The organism is Catenuloplanes sp. NPDC051500, assembly GCF_044454585.1.
Lineage (GTDB): Bacteria > Actinomycetota > Actinomycetes > Mycobacteriales > Micromonosporaceae > Catenuloplanes.
Map to the genome: position 1 here is coordinate 51498 of NZ_JBITDX010000021.1, position 16389 is coordinate 67886.

Genomic DNA, 16389 nt, shown 5'->3' on the forward strand with positions numbered 1-16389 from the left:
CTGACACGGTACGGTCGTGCGCCGCACCCTCCGCCTGAAGTTACTAGCCTCTACTCCTGGCGTGCGTCCGGGCGCGTCGGCTCCGCGTACTCGGCGTTGTCCGGCACGCCGTCCTCATCCTCGTCGTCGTCATCCGCCCAGGTGCGGCGCGCCCATGGCAGGAACGCCCAGAACGTGGTGAACCACAGTCCGGTCACGACGGTCAGGATGATCGCCCAGGTGAGGTTGAGCAGGAAGTCGGTGATCACGAAGACCGAGCTGACCATCGAGACGAGCATGAATGCGAGCCCGCCGGTGGCCATCTTGTGCGCGTACTTGACCAGCTCCGGCTTGCGGCCCTGGCGGAACAGTGCACGATGGAATGCGACCGGGGATATGATCATCGCGGTGGCGAACGCGGCGGAGACCAGCGCGACCAGGTAGACGTCCTTCTGCAGCTGGGAGGTCTGCCCGAACCCGGCCGCGAACGGCAGTGTCAGCAGGAACGCGAACAGGATCTGGACGCCGGTCTGCGCCACCCGCAGTTCCTGGAGCAGGTCCTGGAAATTGCGGTCCCAGCGCTGCTTCTCGGACTCCTTGGTGTGCGGTGCCATCGCCTGCCCTTCATCGTTCGTTCAAGAGCTGTTTGGATGCCCGCGCCCGACGAAGATCAAACCCGGTGGAGCGGCAGCCAGCGTGCCGCGAAGTCGACCGCGGCGGGCTGTGCGACGAGCGTGCCGGTCCCGCCGCCGACCGGTCCGGTATGCACCGGCACGAAATCGGGCAGATCGGCACCGATCAGTTCGAAGTCGGACGAGTCAAACGCCACGTCCTCCCAGGTCGCCCAGGTCTGCTCGCCGTCCGGGCCGCGGACCGCACTGCCCTCGGTCTGCCGGGGCGCGCCCGCCCAGCGGTATTCGGCCAGGTGGAGCGAGGTGCACGTGTCCCAGCCGGTGCCGAGCATCAGCACGTCCGCACCGAGTCGGTAGAGCCGGCCGAGCGGGGACGCCTCACCGAGCCCGTCACCGAGCCCGTGCCCGTCGGTGATCTCGGCGGCCCGTGGCCCGAGCGCCGCGAACGACACCTGCGGGTGAGCGCTGCGCCGCGCGCCTGGCCACGTGCGGACCTGCTCCGCAATCGCGCCCATGTACCGGCTGGGCGTACGCGCCGGGTCGAACGCGGGCGTCTCGGCGCGGATGACAGGCCACCACTCGACCGGCACCGGCGGATTGACCCAGTGCGCCGGGTCCGAGTTGATCGGCGTGTGGGTGGGCACCACGAGCGTGCCGCCCGGGCCGAGCACGTCGCGAAGCGCAAGCACCACCGCCTCCGCGCCGCCGCACACCCAGCCGAGTGCGCGAAGCGAGCCGTGCACCAACAGGACGCCGCCGGTACGGACGCCGAGCGCGGCCAGCTCGGCCGCGAGCGACGATCGGGTCGGCGGCAGCAGGCTGTCGTTCACCCGGGAACGATATCGGCCCGCCGGAGGATCTCGCGGGCCAATTCCCCGGGCGCCCGCTCCGGGATCCAGTGGTCCACGCCGGTCAGCTCGGTGAACCGGTAGTCGGCCGTGACGTACCTGCTGGTGCGTTCCACCCCGGCCCGGCCGAGCGCGGGGTCGGCATCGCTCCAGACCAGCGTGGTCGGCACCTGGATGTCGCCGGTCCGGAGCGAGGCGGGCGCCCGGTACCAGTTGAGCGCCGCGGTCAGCGCGCCCGGCTCACGCATGCGGGACACGTAGAGGCCGGCCCGTCTCCGGATCAGCATCCGCCGCAGACCGCCCGCGCGCAGCACCGCCTCGGCCACGAACCGGGTACGGAAGAGCAGGAAGTACGCGGAACGCCGGCGCTGGTCACGGTCGTTGCGCAGCGCCCAGCCGAAGGCACGCGGGTGCGGCACGGAGACCGCGGTGAGCGACCGCACCCGGCCGGGGTGCTCCCCCGCAAGCGCCCAGGCGACGGCCGCACCCCAGTCGTGCCCGGCCACGTGCGCGCTGTCCAGGCCGAGCGCGTCGAGCACCGCGACCGCGTCCGCGACCAGCTCGGTCATCGTGTACGCGGCCGCACCTGACGGCCGCGCGCCGGGTGAATATCCACGCTGGTCGAGCGCGTAGCTGCGCATGCCCGCAGCGTGCAGGTGCGGCACGACCAGGTCCCACTCCGCACTGTGCTGCGGGAAGCCGTGCAGCAGCAGGATCGGCTCTCCCTCGGCGGGCCCGCCGGGGTAGACATCGAACGTCAGCCCGCGTGCCGCTACTCGTACTGCTGCTTCGGTGCCGGAATCTCCGTCCATGTCTCCACCTCGAGGTACGGCACGGTGGCCTGGTTGACCGGATCCTTCGTGGTCTGCGCGGTGTACCCGCCGGTGACCTCGATCCAGGTGTCCGAGGGTACGTTCGCAGGCACGTTCCCGCTCAGCCCGACCTTGATCGGCCGCCCGTCCGCCGCGCAGCAGCTGAGGATCATGCGGGCCAGCATCGGCTTCCCGTCCGGCCCCTGGGTGACGAAGCCGGTCACCCGCAGACGCCTGCCGGTCAGCGACTTCCCCTCGTCGAAGACGGCCCGGGACGCGTAGTCGAGCATGGTGACCGTGACCGGGTCGCCCTCGGGCAGCGCCGGGTAGTCCGAGTCGGACTGCACACCGGCCAGCGCGGTGCCGGACTGACCTGCCGCATAGGAACCGAGCGCGGGCGGCGTGACAAGCAGCAGCCCGAGCACCGGCAGCACGAGCAGCCAGCCCACCCGCGGCTCGTGATGGGCATGATCGCCGTGGTCGTGATCGCCGTGGTCGTGGCCGGTGTCCCGGGGGGAGCGCAGGTCGTACCAGAGCGTCATCACCGCGGCCGCGATCAGCAGCAGGGCGGCCACGATCAGGAACGGCCGCAGCCCTTCCTTGACGTAGCGGAGATAGAGGTCGCCGATCGACGCCTTGAGGATCGCGCCGCCGAACAGCAGCATGATCACCGCTTGGGCCTGACGGTTCACAGCAGCACCAGCCCGACTCCCGATGCGACGATGACCGCCGCCACGAACGTCGCGGGCGCGAACCGGGTGGTGAACCGCCGCCCGAACATGCCTGCCTGCATCGAGATCAGCTTCAGGTCGACCATCGGGCCGACCACAAGGAACGCCAGGCGCGCGGTGAGCGAGAACTGGGAGAGCGACGCGGCCACGAACGCGTCCGCCTCGGAGCAGATGGAGAGCAGCACCGCGAGCACGGCAAGCGCGAGCACGGCGAGCACCGGCTGCGCGGCAAGGCTCTGCAGCCACGCCTCCGGCACCACCACGTTGATCGTGGCGGCCGCCATCGCGCCGACCACCAGGAAGCCGCCGGCGTGCGTGATGTCGTGCCGGACGGCGGCCCAGAACGCGCGCGCCTTCGACACGCCCTCCAGGTCGGGGCGGTGCGGCAGCTTGATCCACTCGGTCTTGCCGAGCCGCAGCCAGAGCCAGCCCATCAGCATCGCGACGATCAGGCTGGCGACCGCGCGGGCCACCACCATCTCCGGGTTGTTCGGGAACGCGACAGCGGTGGCGGCCAGCACGATCGGGTTGATCGCGGGCGCGGCAAGCAGGAACGCGAGCGCGGCGGCCGGCGTGACGCCACGGCGGATCAGTGACCCGGCGATCGGGACGGACCCGCACTCGCAGCCGGGCAGGATCACCCCGGCCACGCTGGCGACCGGGACCGCGAGCGCCGGGTGCCGGGGCAGCGCCTTCGCCCAGAACGAGCGCGGCACGAAGACCGCGATGACCGCGGAGAGCAGCACGCCGAAGACCAGGAACGGTACGGCCTGGACCATCACGGAGACGAAGACAGTGGTCCAGGTCTGCAGCGCCGGATCGGAGATCAGGCCGGCGATCGGATTTCGGAAGATCACCAGGAGCACGAGCAGGACGGCGAGCACCTCGACCGAGCCGATCCGGTCGCCGAACGGCTTCCGCCGCGGCGGTCCGGGGTCCTTCGGCGGCGGCGCTGCCCAGTCGATCTCGTCGCCCGGGAGGATCTGCTGCGTCACGCGCACCACACTAGCGGCCGCACCCGCTGTCCCGTCATCACGACGTGTAGTAGCGTCCGCGATACAACTTCATATCCGACAGGGGAGCGCCACAGCGCTGAGAGTGCGGTCATCGAGCCGCAGACCCTCAACCACCTGATCTGGGTAATGCCAGCGCAGGGAGTTCGGTCTGACAACCTCATCGCCGCGCCACGAGTCCGTCCACCGGACCCGTGGCGCGCGTCTTCCCCCATCCTGTGCAGGGGGCAATCCGTCATGAATCAAACCAATCGGTGGCGCACCGTCGACATCGTCGTCGCCTCGGTGATCGCCGTCGCCTTCGGCGTCGTCTTCTGGGCCTGGAATCTGCTGTGGAACGCAAGCGGCGCCGCCTTCGCGTTCTTCCCGCCGGCGCAGGCCGTGCTCTACGGCGTCTGGCTGCTGCCGGGCGTACTGGCCGGCCTGATCATCCGCAAGCCGGGCGCCGCGCTCTACGCGGAGACGCTCGCCGCGATCATCTCCGCGCTTCTCGGCAACGCCTGGGGTACCACTGTCATCCCGCAGGGCCTGGTCCAGGGTCTCGGCGCGGAGCTGGTCTTCCTCGCGTTCGCCTACCGGAGTTTCCGGCTTCCGGTCGCGGTGCTGGCCGGCCTGCTCGCGGGCCTCGCCGCCGGGCTGTGGGACACGTTCGCCTGGTACGCCGCGAACGACCTCCTGGCGTTCCGGGTCCCGATGATCGTGATCACCGCACTCAGCGCCGCAGTCATCGCGGGCGCCGGCGGCTGGGCGCTGACCCGCGCGCTCGCGTCCACGGGCGTGCTGGACCGCTTCGCGTCCGGCCGGGATCGGGCCCTGGTCTAGAAATGCGCGTCGACGTCCGGGGTTTCGGGTGGCGGTTCGCCGGCCGGCGGGACTGGGCCGTACGCGGCCTCGACCTGACCGTCGAGGCCGGCGAGCGCGTGCTGCTGCTCGGAGCCTCGGGCGCCGGCAAGTCCACTGTGCTTGCCGCCTTGGCCGGGCTACTTCCGGCCGACTCCGGCGAGTCCGAGGGCGAGATCAAGACGGAGCACGAGAGCGGCATCCTCTTCCAGGACCCGCAGTCGCAGCTGGTGATGAGCCGCAGCGGCGACGACGTGGCGTTCGGCCTGGAGAACCTCGGCACGCCCGCGGACCAGATCTGGCCCCGGGTGGACGAGGCGCTGGAGAGATCAGGTTTCCCCTACGGCCGCGACCGGCCCACCGCCGCGCTCTCCGGCGGCGAGGCGCAGCGGCTGGCGTTGGCCGGCGTGCTGGCGATGCGCCCCCGGCTGCTGCTGCTCGACGAGCCGACCGCGAACCTGGATCCGGCCGGCGCCGCGCTGATCCGTGACTCGCTCGCCCGCGCGCTGCCCGCGGACACCGCGCTGATCATGGTGGAGCACCGGGTCGCCGAGGTGCTGCCGCTTGTCGGCCGCGTTGTCGTGCTCACACCCGGTGGCGGCGTGCTCGCGGAAGGCCCGCCGGACCGGATCTTCGCGGAGCACGGCGCCATGCTTGCCGACGCGGGCATCTGGGTCCCCGGCTGTCAGGTCGCGCCCCGGCGGTCCGCCCGCGCGGCCGGCGACGTGCTGCTCTCCGCGGAGCGCGTCGCGCTCACCAACCGACTTGCCGCGACCCGCCTTGGGGTACGCGCCGCGCAGGTCCACGCCGTGCTCGGGCCGAACGGCGCCGGGAAGTCCACGCTGGCCCGGCTGCTCGGCGGCCTGCTGACCCCGGACGCCGGCGCGGTCCGCGCCTCGGCCGCGCTGGCCGGGAAGGACGCGTCCCGGCCGCCGCACCGGTGGCGGGCCGCCGCGCTCGCCGGCCGCATCGGGTCGGTCTTCCAGAACCCGGAGCACCAGTTCGTCATGGGTACGGTCCGGGAGGAGCTGGCGCTCGGCCCGCGCCGCCTCAGGCGTACCCCCGCAGAGGTTGATCTTGTGGTTGATGACCTGCTGGAACGGTTGCGGCTGACCCGGCTGGCCGGCGCGAATCCGTTCACGCTCTCCGGTGGCGAGGCCCGGCGGCTGAGCGTTGCGACCGCGCTGGCCGCGAGTCCGGGCGTGCTTGTGCTTGACGAGCCCACGTTCGGCCAGGACCGGCGCACCTGGATCGAGCTGGTCGACCTGCTGGCCGCGCTTCGCGATCAGGACGGGGCCGCGATCGTCGCGGTCACCCACGACCCCGACTTCGTGGCCTCGCTTGCCGACGAGATCACCACCTTGGCCGCCCCGAGCAGCACGCCCACCGCCGGAAGCACGACGCCCACCACCCCGAACAGCACGCCCACCGCCGGAAGCACGACGCCCACGGGCGAGAACAGCACGCCCACGGGCGAGGCTACGGCGACGGAGGCCGGCCGATGACCGCGGTGCCGACGGCCAACGGCTGGCGTGGCGCGCTGGCCCGGCGGAATCCCGCCGCGAAGCTCGGGGCCGCGCTGCTCTTCTCGCTGCCGCTGATCGTGACGCTGGACCCGGTCGCGCCGGCCGTGGCGATCGCTGTGGAGCTGGCGGTGCTGCCGCTCTTCGGCGTGCACCCGCTGCTGCTGCTGCGCCGGGCCGCGCCGCTGCTGCTCAGCATCGCCGGGCTGCTGGTGACGGTGCTGCTGTTCGCGGCGGACAGGTCCGGCACGGTGCTGCTTGCGGCCGGCCCGGTCACGCTCACCACGGGCGTGCTGCTGACCGCGCTCGGCCTGTCGCTACGCGTGGTCGCGGTCGCGCTGCCCGGCCTGATCGTGCTGGCCACCACGGACCCGACCGACCTGGCGGACGCGCTGATCCAGAACGCCCGGTTCTCGCCGCGGTTCGCGATCGGCGCGCTGGCCGCGTTCCGGCTGGTGCCGCTGCTCACGGACGAGTGGCGGACGCTTGCCGCGGCCCGCCGGGCACGTGGCGTGGACGCGGGCCGCAACCCGGCGGCGGCCGTCCGGATCTTCGCGTCGACCGCGTTCGCGCTGCTCGTGGGCGCGATCAGGCGCGGGGTACGGCTGGCGACAGCGATGGACGCGCGCGGCTTCGACTCACGGACGCCGCGGACTGTCGCGCGCCGTCAGACGTTCGGCCGCCGGGACGCCGCGCTGCTGCTCGCCGCGGCCGCACTGAGTGCCGGTGCGCTGGCCATCAGTGCCCTGACCGGCGCTTTCCGCCCGATCTTCTGAAGATCCGTCCGCATGTTCGCGTAGGTGCCCACGACACGTCACCTTATGTTCGCCGTGGAAGACGAGCGTGACCGCTGGATCATCGCGAACAGAAGTGAGGGACCCATGGGCCACGGCCACCCGCACGATCACGATCACGGTCATGACCACGACGGCGCCTCGACGCCTGATGCGCTCGACCTGTCCATCCCGGACAGCGAGCTCTCCCCCGCCGATGTGAGCCGCCGCGGCTTCCTGCGCAGCGCGGGCCTGCTCGGCGCCGCGGCCGGCCTGACCGGCGCGGGCACCGCCGCCGGCGTGTTCGGCACGGCGGACCTCGCGGTCGCGCACAGCGCCTCCACGAAGACCGGCGACTTCACCTGGCGCGCCGGCGATCATCACATCCACACCCAGCACTCGAGCGACGGCAAGTACCGGGTCGCGGACCACGTGCAGCACGGTGTGGCGTACGGCCTGGACTGGCTGGTCATCACGGATCACGGCGGCGCCACGCACGCCAAGATCGGTGTCGAGAAGGTCAACCCGGACATCGTGAAGGCGCGCGAGCAGTTCCCGGAGGCGCTTGTCTTCCAGGGCCTGGAGTGGAACATCCCGGCCGCCGAGCACGGCACGATCATCGTCCACCCCGGTAAGAAGGAGGTGGAGGTGCTCAAGGAGTTCGAGACCAACTACGACGGCAGCGTCAAGGGCGCGTCCTCGCAGTCGGCCGCGAACGAGGCGCTCGCCATCGCCGGCCTCAACTTCCTGGCGGCCGCGAAGAAGAACCGCCGGGTCAGCGACGCGATGTTCTTCGCGAACCACCCGGCCCGCAAGGGTCTGGACTCACCGCACGAGATCCGCGGCTGGCGGGACGCGCAGCCGGACATCGCGCTCGGCTTCGAGGGTGCACCAGGTCACCAGGCGGCGGGCATCCCGGCCACCAAGTACGGCCCGGGCAGTGGCCGCGGCTACTACGACAGCAGCCCGGGGGCGGACTCGTTCGCGGCGTACCCGCTGGAGAGCTACCGCACCTGGGGCGGCTTCGACTGGATGACGTCCACGGTCGGCGGCCTCTGGGACAGCCTGCTCTCCGAGGGCAAGCCGTGGTGGATCACCGCGAACTCGGACTCGCACAACGTCCTCTGGGACACCTCGGTCCGCGGCGCGAACAGCGACTTCAACGCGAACGGCCGCTACAACGACCCGGAGCACGGCGGCACGCTTGACGTGGCGAACGGCGACTTCTGGCCGGGCTTCTACAGCAAGACCCACGTCGGCGCGGCCGGCAACGACTACCGCCACGTGATGGACGCGCTGCGCGCCGGCCGGGTCTGGGTGGACCACGGCGGCCTGATCAAGTCGCTGGACGTACGCGCGCGGGTGCAGGGCGACCGCAACCGCAAGGGCGGCACCCCGCTTGGCGGTGTGCTGAAGGTCCGCAAGGGCACCGCCGTCGAGGTCACCATCGAGATCGAGCTGGCCGACAAGCCGAACTGGGCGCAGCTGCTCCCGGTGCTGGCCCGCGTCGACCTGATCCAGGGCGCGGTCACCGGCGCGGCCTCGGACCGGGACGTGTTCACCGCGCCCGGCACGAAGGTGGTGAAGTCGTTCGAGGTCGCCAAGGGGAAGACCTCGGTCTCCTTCACCTACTCGTTCGGCAGGGTCACCGCGCCGTTCTACTTCCGGGTGCGCGGCACGGACGGTCACTTCTCGCAGCCCGGCATCTACGGCGCCGCGGTCGACCCGACCGGCCCGAAGCTCGACGTGGTCGGCGACGCGGACCCGTGGCTCGACCTGTGGTTCTACGCGAACCCGATCTGGGTCCTGCCCTCCTGATGTCCGCCGTCCATCTCGGGCTGAGCCTCGGCCACGCCACGGATCAGGCGGCCGAGCACTGGCTCACCGACCGTCTGCCGGGCCTGCGCGACGTTCCCGGCCTTGTGGTGTGCACGCACAACGTGCAGGCCCCGTACCCGCACGTGGCCATGAGCTTCGACATTCCAGACCCCTCCGCGGGTACGGGTGGAGAGCTGCCCGAGATGGACCCGGCGTTCCGGGTGGCGGCCGACGAGGCCGCCGCCCGGCACCGGAACCGGGTGTCCGGGCGTGCGGTGATCTTCCCCGGCGTGGAGACGCTCACCGGCACGCTCACCGCGGCCGAGATCCTTGAGCACAGCGCGATCGAGCGGGTCGCGGTCCTCGGCGGCGCCGATGCCGAGCCGGACGCGCGGATCGAGACGCGCGACTTCGTCCGGCCCTTGATCAGGTCCGGGAAGCTGGAGTTGGTGCTGGTCCCGGTGGTCGGCGGCCGTTTCGCCCCGTTCGAGGTGCCGAACCCGACCCCCTGCTGCGCGGATCACTGACGTGTGGCCGGGCGGCGTCTTCCGGCGCCGCCCGGCGCGCTACCTCCGGCGGGCGATCAGGGTGGCGACTCCGGCGATGCCGAGGCTTCCCACCACGCAGAGCAGCAGGACGATGACGTGCGAGGCTTTCAGTGCTCCCATGGCCAGGGATCGTGCCATGACACCCGTCAATGGCGAAATCACCACGGGCCGGTTTTCCCGCCACCCACGGACCCGAGGCCGCGGGAGCTCGCGGGGCCGGACCACGGCGGGAGCGGGACAGCGATCTAGATGTTCGCCGCCAGGCGGGCACTGAACGCCTCCGGGGGCTCCGCGCGGGCGTAATGCCAGCCCTGGACCAGGTCGCAGTCCAGGGAGCGGAGCAACGCGGCCTGCTCGGCCGTCTCGACGCCCTCGGCGGTGACTGTCAGGTCGAGCGCGTGCGCGAGGCGGACCAGCGCGGCAAGGATCTCCCGGTCGACGCGGTCCGGCAGGTCGGCGCGGGTCTTGCCGGTGACGAACGTGCCGGCCAGCTTCAGGCCGGTGACCGGCAGGTTTCGCAGGTAGGCGAGATTCGAGTAGCCGGTGCCGAAGTCGTCGATGGCGATTCGCACACCCAGATCCGCGAGGGTACGCAACCGGCGCAGCGGTTCCCCGGTGGTGCCCATCAGCGTGCTCTCGGTCAGCTCCAGCTGCAGCGACGTGGGCTCCAGCTCGGACGCGGCGAGCGCCTCCCGGACGTCCGCCACGAAGCCGGGCTCGCGCAGCTGGCGGACGGCCACGTTAACGCTTACCAGCAGCGCTTTCTCCGGGTGGCTGGCGCGCCAGCGGGCGGCCTGGCGGCAGGCCTCGTGCAGCACCCAGCGGCCGAGCGGCACGATCACGCCGGTCTCCTCGGCCAGCGGCACGAAGCGGTCCGGGCCGAGCAGTCCGAGTTCCGGGTGCTGCCAGCGGACCAGCGCCTCCACCCCGGCCAGGCCATCGTCGCCGACCCGGACCAGCGGCTGGTACTCCACGAAGAACTCGTTCTGGGCGAGCGCGCGCGGCAGCTCGGCGGAGAGCCGGTAGCGGCTGACGTCTGCGGCGTAGCGGCCCGCGTCGAAGAACGCCCACCGGTCCCGCCCGTCCGACTTCGCCCAGTAGAGCGTGGTGTCCGCGGCCTTCATCAGCTCGGCCGCGCTGGTGTCGCCGCCGGCCGGGCGCTCGATCAGCCCGGCGCTTGCGGAGACGGTAAGCGAGCGCCCGTCAAGCGTGACCGGGCGGCGCACCGCGGCGAGCGCAGCCTCCGCGACGCTTACCAGCTCCGCGGTGCCGGACGAGCGCGGTACCAGCACCACGAACTCGTCACCGCCCATCCGCGCGACGAGCGTGCCCTTTGCGGCGCCGCCGGAGACCGCGGCGGCCAGCCGGCTCGCGACAGTGCGCAGCAGCTGGTCACCGGCCGCGTGGCCGAGCGTGTCGTTGATCGCCTTGAAGCCGTCCAGGTCCAGGTAGCAGAGGCCGACCCGGCCGTGTGGCTGCGGATCGGCAAGCGCCTCCTCAAGCCGCTGGAACAGCATCGTCCGGTTCGGCAGGTCGGTCAGCGGATCGTGAAGCGCCTGGTGTTCGAGCTGCAGGCGCAGCCGGTGCCGGTCGGTGATGTCCTCCACCATCGCGACCACGAACCGGGGTGTGCCGTCGTGCGCGCGGACCAGCGACACCACCAGGTCGGTCCAGATGCTGTCGCCGTCGTTGCGCGAGTAGGGCTTCTCCAGCCGGAAGTGGTCCCGCCGGCCCTCGATCAGATCGTTGTACGTGTCCCACACCCCCGGCGCGTCCTCGGGATGGATGAACGTGCCGACGTTCTGCCGCAGGAACTCGTCGCGCGTGTAGCCGAACATCTCGCAGATCGCGGTGTTCACGTCGATTATCGAGCCGTCCAGCTCCGCGACCCCGATGCCGATCACCGCCTCCGCGAAGATCGCCCGGAACCGCGCCTCGCTGGTCCAGCGTGCCTTCTCCGCGGCGGACCGCGCGGTGAAGGCCGCGTTCCGGATGCTCTCCTGCTCCGCGAGCGTGCGTTCCTTGAGCGCGCCGGCGAACCCGGCCGCGATCGCGCCCTGCAGCGCGGCGAGCCGGTCGGGACGGCCGAGCACCGCCAGCTCCTCGCCGAGCACCGCGAGCGTGCGGTCGAGCGAGGCGGGCTCGGTGAAGTGGTCGGCGACAAGCGCGGCGCCGATGCCGTACGGCGTGAGCCGGTCGTCCTCCTCGGCTTCGAGCACGCCGACGAGGCGCTTGGCCTGGCCGGTCAGGTAGCCGACAAGCTCATGATGCGCCATGGACACGTAACTGGTGCGGCTGATCGCCCGAGCCCACGCGCGGGCGATCACGTCCGCGAGGGGCTCAGCTGATTCGGGCGACACCCGCAAACCCCGGGTAGGTGGTGGCGTCCGGCGCGACGTCCTCGGGCGAGTCCGGACGCCACAGCGGCATCTGGACCACGCCGGGCTCGACCAGCTCCAGGCCGCCGAAGAGCGCGGCTATCTCGGTGCGGTCGCGCATGCGGAACGGGCTGGTCGTCCTGTTGTAGAGCGCCTCGGCCTTGCCCGCCTGGTCCGGCTGGCCGGACCTGTCGTTGCTGGCGTGCGAGATCACCAGGTAGCTGCCGGGCGGCGCGCTGTCGGCAAGCGTCGCCACGATCTCCTCCGGCTTGTCGTCGTCCGGCACGAAGTGGAGCACGGAGACGAGCAGGATCGCGAACGGGCGGGCCAGGTCGACGGCCGCGGCAAGCGCCGGTTCGGCAAGCAGCTCCGCGGGCTTGCGCAGGTCACCGGCGACCACAGTGGCGTTCGGGTTGCCGGCCAGGATCGCGCGGCTGTGCGCGAGCGCCACCGGGTCCCAGTCCACGTACGCGATCCGGGCGTCCGGGTTGAGCGCCTGCGCCACCTCGTGCACGTTTCCGACAGTGGGGATGCCGGAGCCGAGGTCGACGAACTGGTCGATGCCCTCGGCCACCAGCGCCCGCACCGCACGGCGCAGGAACGCGCGATTCTCCTGGGCGTGCCGGGGCAGGTCCGGCATGGCCTCCAGGACCGTGGCCGCGAACGCCCGGTCCACCGCGAAGTTGTGCGATCCACCAAGGTAGTAGTCGTAGACGCGCGCGACGCTGGGCTTGGTCAGGTCGACCTCGTCCGGCGCCCAGACGGGGCGCTCCGCACCTTCCATGGGAGAACCTTTCCTTCGCGGAAATCGGTTCGCGCCAGCATAGGCGGCGTCCACAGGGGAGGGTGTATCACGGGTCCCGGTTTCGGATGGCGCACAAATGAACTGAGTCGTCAGTCATTCTCGTCGGGTTTGGGCGGCGGCACCGGGTTCGGCAGCGCGCCACCGAAACGGCGGTCCCGCTGGGCGTAGAGCTCGCAGGCGTACCAGAGGTGGCGGCGGTCGAAATCGGGCCAGAGCGTGTCCAGGTAGACCATCTCGGCGTACGCGGACTGCCAGAGCAGGAAGTTGGAGATGCGCTGCTCACCGGAGGGGCGCAGGAACAGGTCCACCTCCGGGATCTCCGGGTGGTAGAGGTACTTCGCGATCAGCTTCTCGTTGACCTTCTCCGGCTTGACCTTGCCGGCCGCCACGTCCCGCGCGATCGCCTGCGCCGCGTCAGCGATCTCCGCCTGGCCGCCGTAGTTCACGCAGAACTGCAGCGTCAGCTTGGTGTTCTTCTGCGACATCTCCTCGGCCGTGGTCAACTCGCCGATGACGCTCTTCCACAGCCGGCCCGCACGGCCGGACCAGACGATCCGTACGCCCATCGCGGCCAGCTCGTCCCGGCGCCGGTGGATCACGTCCCGGTTGAAGCCCATCAGGAAGCGCACCTCCTCCGGCGAGCGACGCCAGTTCTCGGTGGAGAACGCGTACGCCGACAGGTACGGCACACCCAGCTCGATCGCGCCCTCGATGGTGTCGAAGAGCGAGTGCTCGCCCGCCTCGTGTCCCTTGGTCCGGGCCAGGCCGCGGTCCTTGGCCCACCGGCCGTTGCCGTCCATCACGATCGCCACGTGCTTCGGCAGCGACTCGGCCGGGAGCGCCGGCGGCCGCGCGCCGGACGGGTGCGGCGTGGGCGGGCGGAACTCCTGTGCACTGCCGCGCAGATTGAGGGCACGCATGCGTTTTCCTAACTAGGTACGGTCGACCAGCGGCAGGGAGCGTAACCCGCGCTCCAGGTGCCACTGCAGATGCGCCGCCACCAGGCCGCTGGCCTCGCGTTGCAGCGGCGGCTCCGCATTGTCCGCGATCGTCCAGTCGCCCTTGGCGAGCGCGCTCATCAGCTCAAGCGTCGCCGGGGCCGGGTGAGCGGCGCCGGGCGGCCGGCAGTCCGGGCAGACGCTGCCGCCGGCCGGGATGGAGAACGCGCGGTGCGGGCCCGGATCGCCGCAGACCGCGCAGTCGGTAAGCGCCGGCGCCCAGCCCGCGATGCCCATGCCACGAAGCAGGTACGCGTCCAGGACCAGCGTGGCGGCGTGCTCGGCCGCGGACAGCGCCCGGACCGCGCCGAGCGTGAGCTGGAACATGCGCAGCGACGGCTCGCGCTCGACAGGCGTCAGCCGTTCCGCGGTCTCCGCCACCGCGCACGCGGCCGTGTAGCGCGGGTAGTCGGTGAGGAATCGTTTGCCGTACAGCTCGACGGCCTCGACCTGGCTGACCGTGTGCAGCCCGCCGCCCTGGTCCTTCGGGTCGCCGGACAGCTGCAGGTCGACGTGGCCGAACGGCTCCAGCCGCGCACCGAACCGGGAGTTGGTACGCCGCACACCGCGGGCCACCGCGCGCAGCCGCCCGAACCGCCGGGTCAGCACCGTGATGATCCGGTCCGACTCCCCGAGCTTCTGCACGCGCAACACGAGTCCGTCGTCGCGGTACAACTGCCTGGGTATGCGTGCCACGCTCCCATTCTGCCCCAGAGCCCGGGCCGGGGTGCGGGCCGGAGCGAGAGATGTCGCCTGCCCGCGCAGCCCTCGGCTATCAGGGGACTCTCAGGGAAAAGCTTGGATCCGGGTGCGGGTCGTCTCGCACTAGCGTCAGGGCATGACCACTCGCATCACTGCGGCCACGGGGGCCGTGCTCCTCGCCGGGATCGCCGTGCTCGGTACCGGCTGCGACGCCCGGAACGTCCGCCTGCTCGAGTTCCAGAACACCGAGGCGACCGGGATCACCGCGATCAGGATGACAGGTGGCGGCGGCAATGTGGTGGTGACCACCTCGGACCGCAAGGACACGCAGATCGACCGCGTGGTGCACTACGCGACCGCCTCCGCGCCGGACACCGTCTACACGCTCGAGGGCACCACCCTGGTGATCGACACCGACTGTGGCATGACGTGCGACGTCGACTGGGCGATCAGCGCGCCGCGCGGCGTCTCGGTCGCCGGCAGCAACTCCTCCGGCGACGTGACGCTGACCTCGGTCGGGGCCGTGGACCTGGAGCTGGACTCCGGGTCGATCACCGCGAGAGGCGTCGACGGCACGGTTCGCGCGCGGGTCGAGTCCGGCGACGTGTCGGTCTCAGACGTGACCGGCACGACCGACCTGCAGGCCCAGTCCGGGCGCGTGGAGGGCCGCGGCCTGGCCGGGCCGGTGACCGCGTCCGCGGAGTCCGGCGACGTCGACCTGACGCTCAGCGCGGCCACCTCGGTCACGGCGAGCGCGGAGAGCGGCGAGCTGACGGTCCGGGTGCCGGCCGGCAGTTACCGGGTGCAGACCTCGGCGGAGTCCGGCGACGTGGACGTGACGAACGTGCCGAACGACCCGGCGGCCACAATCGTGCTCAATCTACGCACGGAGAGCGGCGATCTGAGCCTCCTGTCCGCGTGAGACAAGCACTTCCTCGGACGTTCTGACCGGCTGCCGGGTGGCGACCCGGCCCGGGAACAGCTCGGGCCGGCGTTTGGCCGCCACGTCCTCGATCCAGCCGAACGCCAGGACCGCGAGCGCGACACCGGCCAGCACCACCGCGAGCCGGACCGTGGTGGCGGCGGCGCCGGTCAACGGCCAGCCGTACCGGAGCGCCACCCAGCCGACGCCGACGATGATCGGCACGTGCCAGAGGTAGATGGTGAGCGCGCGGCTGTTGAGGAACGTGACCAGCCGGTCCAGGCGGGGGCGGCGGCTGAGCCAAGGCAGCGCGTCCGGCGCGAGGCCGAGCGCGATCAGCACGAACGCGGAGGACCAGAGGGCGTTGCCGATGCGGATGTCGTTGAGGTCGTACCCGCGCGGCCCGGGGTGGGTGACGATCCAGGCCGCGCCCGCGACCGCAAGCACGGCCGCGATCGGCACCAGGCGGCGCCAGGTGAGCCGCCGGAGCATCCCGTCGTGGTGCGCGAAGCCGAGCATCCAGGCGCCGAAGTACATGCCGATGTCGCGCAGCACGTAGTTGTCGATCGTGACCAGCTTGAGCTCGGTGACGATGAGCAGCACGAACGGCGCCGCGAGCGTGGGCAGCGGGAACCGGCGGAAGATCGGCAGCACAAGCGGTGAGAGCGCGACGAACCAGAGGAAGTCGCGCAGGTACCAGTTGGCGGAGAGCGCGGCCAGGCCGAAACCGTTCGCCGGCGGGTCGATGAACGGCGCGGCCCAGAAGAGGATGCGCCAGTCCCAGCCGAGCCCGGTGGCGAGCATGACCGGCAGGAACAGGGCCATCACGGCCCACAGCGAGGGAAGCAGCCGCCGCATCCGGCGGCCGATCGCGGAGACGCCGAACCTGTCGACCGAGGCGGCCATCAACGAGCCCGCCAATGCAAACATGACCGACATAGCGGGCAGAAGAATGGTCAGTGCCGCCAGGCCGGTGACGTGATAAACGACCACTCGGACAACGGCGGCCGCACGCAGACAGTCCAGATATCGATTTCTCATCTACCCAAGCCTGGTCGGGCCCGGCG

At 71.4% G+C, this 16389-nt stretch carries 16 protein-coding genes and 1 riboswitch; of the genes, 6 read left to right on the forward strand and 10 right to left on the reverse strand.

The window, feature by feature from the left end; all coding sequences use genetic code 11:
- Nucleotides 1-50 precede the first annotated feature (50 nt).
- From ACIA8K_RS32295 to ACIA8K_RS32315, 5 genes are read right to left on the reverse strand one after another with little or no spacing between them, the layout of a single operon-like run.
- On the reverse strand, nt 51-593 hold the full coding sequence (locus ACIA8K_RS32295; RefSeq protein ID WP_396066140.1) for a DUF6328 family protein: 543 nt from the start codon (nt 591-593) through the stop codon (nt 51-53).
- A 56-nt stretch (nt 594-649) separates the two neighbouring features.
- A complete protein-coding gene (locus ACIA8K_RS32300; RefSeq protein ID WP_396066142.1) occupies nt 650-1441 on the reverse strand; it encodes an aminoglycoside N(3)-acetyltransferase in 792 nt (263 codons plus the stop codon).
- Nucleotides 1438-2271 (reverse strand): alpha/beta fold hydrolase, encoded by an 834-nt coding sequence (locus ACIA8K_RS32305; protein ID WP_396066144.1) that lies wholly within the window; start codon nt 2269-2271, stop codon nt 1438-1440. The genes ACIA8K_RS32300 and ACIA8K_RS32305 overlap by 4 nt, the downstream gene beginning before the upstream one ends.
- A complete protein-coding gene (locus ACIA8K_RS32310) occupies nt 2232-2963 on the reverse strand; it encodes a TIGR03943 family putative permease subunit (RefSeq protein ID WP_396066146.1) in 732 nt (243 codons plus the stop codon). Before ACIA8K_RS32310 ends, ACIA8K_RS32305 begins: the two co-directional genes overlap by 40 nt.
- Nucleotides 2960-3997, reverse strand: a complete 1038-nt coding sequence (locus tag ACIA8K_RS32315) for a permease (RefSeq protein ID WP_396066148.1) — start codon at nt 3995-3997, stop codon at nt 2960-2962. Before ACIA8K_RS32315 ends, ACIA8K_RS32310 begins: the two co-directional genes overlap by 4 nt.
- A gap of 70 nt (nt 3998-4067) precedes the next feature.
- A riboswitch (TPP riboswitch) is annotated at nt 4068-4177 on the forward strand.
- A gap of 75 nt (nt 4178-4252) precedes the next feature.
- On the opposite strand from ACIA8K_RS32315, the gene ACIA8K_RS32320 reads away from it, so the two are divergent.
- From ACIA8K_RS32320 to ACIA8K_RS32340, 5 genes are all read left to right on the forward strand, one after another.
- A complete protein-coding gene (locus ACIA8K_RS32320; protein ID WP_396066150.1) occupies nt 4253-4837 on the forward strand; it encodes an ECF transporter S component in 585 nt (194 codons plus the stop codon).
- 2 nt (nt 4838-4839) lie between these two features.
- Nucleotides 4840-6360, forward strand: a complete 1521-nt coding sequence (locus ACIA8K_RS32325) for an ABC transporter ATP-binding protein (protein WP_396066152.1) — start codon at nt 4840-4842, stop codon at nt 6358-6360.
- Nucleotides 6357-7154: an energy-coupling factor transporter transmembrane component T family protein gene (locus ACIA8K_RS32330; RefSeq protein WP_396066154.1), complete on the forward strand. Its 798-nt coding sequence runs from the start codon at nt 6357-6359 to the stop codon at nt 7152-7154. Before ACIA8K_RS32325 ends, ACIA8K_RS32330 begins: the two co-directional genes overlap by 4 nt.
- Nucleotides 7155-7259: 105 nt before the next feature.
- A complete protein-coding gene (locus ACIA8K_RS32335) occupies nt 7260-8969 on the forward strand; it encodes a PHP domain-containing protein (RefSeq protein WP_396066156.1) in 1710 nt (569 codons plus the stop codon).
- Nucleotides 8969-9496: a hypothetical protein gene (locus tag ACIA8K_RS32340; protein WP_396066158.1), complete on the forward strand. Its 528-nt coding sequence runs from the start codon at nt 8969-8971 to the stop codon at nt 9494-9496. The genes ACIA8K_RS32335 and ACIA8K_RS32340 overlap by 1 nt, the downstream gene beginning before the upstream one ends.
- 266 nt (nt 9497-9762) lie before the next feature.
- Here the strand turns inward: ACIA8K_RS32340 and ACIA8K_RS32345 are convergent, their stop codons facing one another.
- The 4 genes from ACIA8K_RS32345 to recO form a co-directional block, all read right to left on the reverse strand.
- Nucleotides 9763-11877, reverse strand: coding sequence for a putative bifunctional diguanylate cyclase/phosphodiesterase (locus ACIA8K_RS32345; protein WP_396066160.1), 2115 nt, complete (start codon nt 11875-11877; stop codon nt 9763-9765).
- Nucleotides 11858-12679 (reverse strand): SAM-dependent methyltransferase, encoded by an 822-nt coding sequence (locus ACIA8K_RS32350; protein WP_396066162.1) that lies wholly within the window; start codon nt 12677-12679, stop codon nt 11858-11860. The genes ACIA8K_RS32345 and ACIA8K_RS32350 overlap by 20 nt, the downstream gene beginning before the upstream one ends.
- A gap of 110 nt (nt 12680-12789) precedes the next feature.
- On the reverse strand, nt 12790-13620 hold the full coding sequence (locus ACIA8K_RS32355; protein ID WP_396066164.1) for an isoprenyl transferase: 831 nt from the start codon (nt 13618-13620) through the stop codon (nt 12790-12792).
- Nucleotides 13621-13632: 12 nt separating this feature from the next.
- Nucleotides 13633-14394: a DNA repair protein RecO gene (gene recO / locus ACIA8K_RS32360; protein ID WP_396066166.1), complete on the reverse strand. Its 762-nt coding sequence runs from the start codon at nt 14392-14394 to the stop codon at nt 13633-13635.
- 142 nt (nt 14395-14536) lie between these two features.
- On the opposite strand from recO, the gene ACIA8K_RS32365 reads away from it, so the two are divergent.
- Nucleotides 14537-15322 (forward strand): DUF4097 family beta strand repeat-containing protein, encoded by a 786-nt coding sequence (locus ACIA8K_RS32365; RefSeq protein ID WP_396066168.1) that lies wholly within the window; start codon nt 14537-14539, stop codon nt 15320-15322.
- Here ACIA8K_RS32365 and ACIA8K_RS32370 read toward each other — a convergent pair.
- Complete coding sequence (locus tag ACIA8K_RS32370) at nt 15281-16363, reverse strand: acyltransferase (protein ID WP_396066170.1); 1083 nt, start codon at nt 16361-16363, stop codon at nt 15281-15283. The genes ACIA8K_RS32365 and ACIA8K_RS32370 overlap by 42 nt on opposite strands.
- Nucleotides 16364-16389: the final 26 nt, after the last annotated feature.

Coding starts and splice junctions, on each gene's coding strand:
- ACIA8K_RS32295 (WP_396066140.1), bottom strand. CDS start 593: ATGGCACCGCACACCAAGGAGTCCGAGAAGCAGCGCTGGGACCGCAAT.
- ACIA8K_RS32305 (WP_396066144.1), bottom strand. CDS start 2,271: ATGGACGGAGATTCCGGCACCGAAGCAGCAGTACGAGTAGCGGCACGC.
- ACIA8K_RS32320 (WP_396066150.1), top strand. CDS start 4,253: ATGAATCAAACCAATCGGTGGCGCACCGTCGACATCGTCGTCGCCTCG.
- ACIA8K_RS32325 (WP_396066152.1), top strand. CDS start 4,840: ATGCGCGTCGACGTCCGGGGTTTCGGGTGGCGGTTCGCCGGCCGGCGG.
- ACIA8K_RS32330 (WP_396066154.1), top strand. CDS start 6,357: ATGACCGCGGTGCCGACGGCCAACGGCTGGCGTGGCGCGCTGGCCCGG.
- ACIA8K_RS32335 (WP_396066156.1), top strand. CDS start 7,260: ATGGGCCACGGCCACCCGCACGATCACGATCACGGTCATGACCACGAC.
- ACIA8K_RS32340 (WP_396066158.1), top strand. CDS start 8,969: ATGTCCGCCGTCCATCTCGGGCTGAGCCTCGGCCACGCCACGGATCAG.
- ACIA8K_RS32350 (WP_396066162.1), bottom strand. CDS start 12,679: ATGGAAGGTGCGGAGCGCCCCGTCTGGGCGCCGGACGAGGTCGACCTG.
- ACIA8K_RS32355 (WP_396066164.1), bottom strand. CDS start 13,620: ATGCGTGCCCTCAATCTGCGCGGCAGTGCACAGGAGTTCCGCCCGCCC.
- ACIA8K_RS32365 (WP_396066168.1), top strand. CDS start 14,537: ATGACCACTCGCATCACTGCGGCCACGGGGGCCGTGCTCCTCGCCGGG.
- ACIA8K_RS32370 (WP_396066170.1), bottom strand. CDS start 16,363: ATGAGAAATCGATATCTGGACTGTCTGCGTGCGGCCGCCGTTGTCCGA.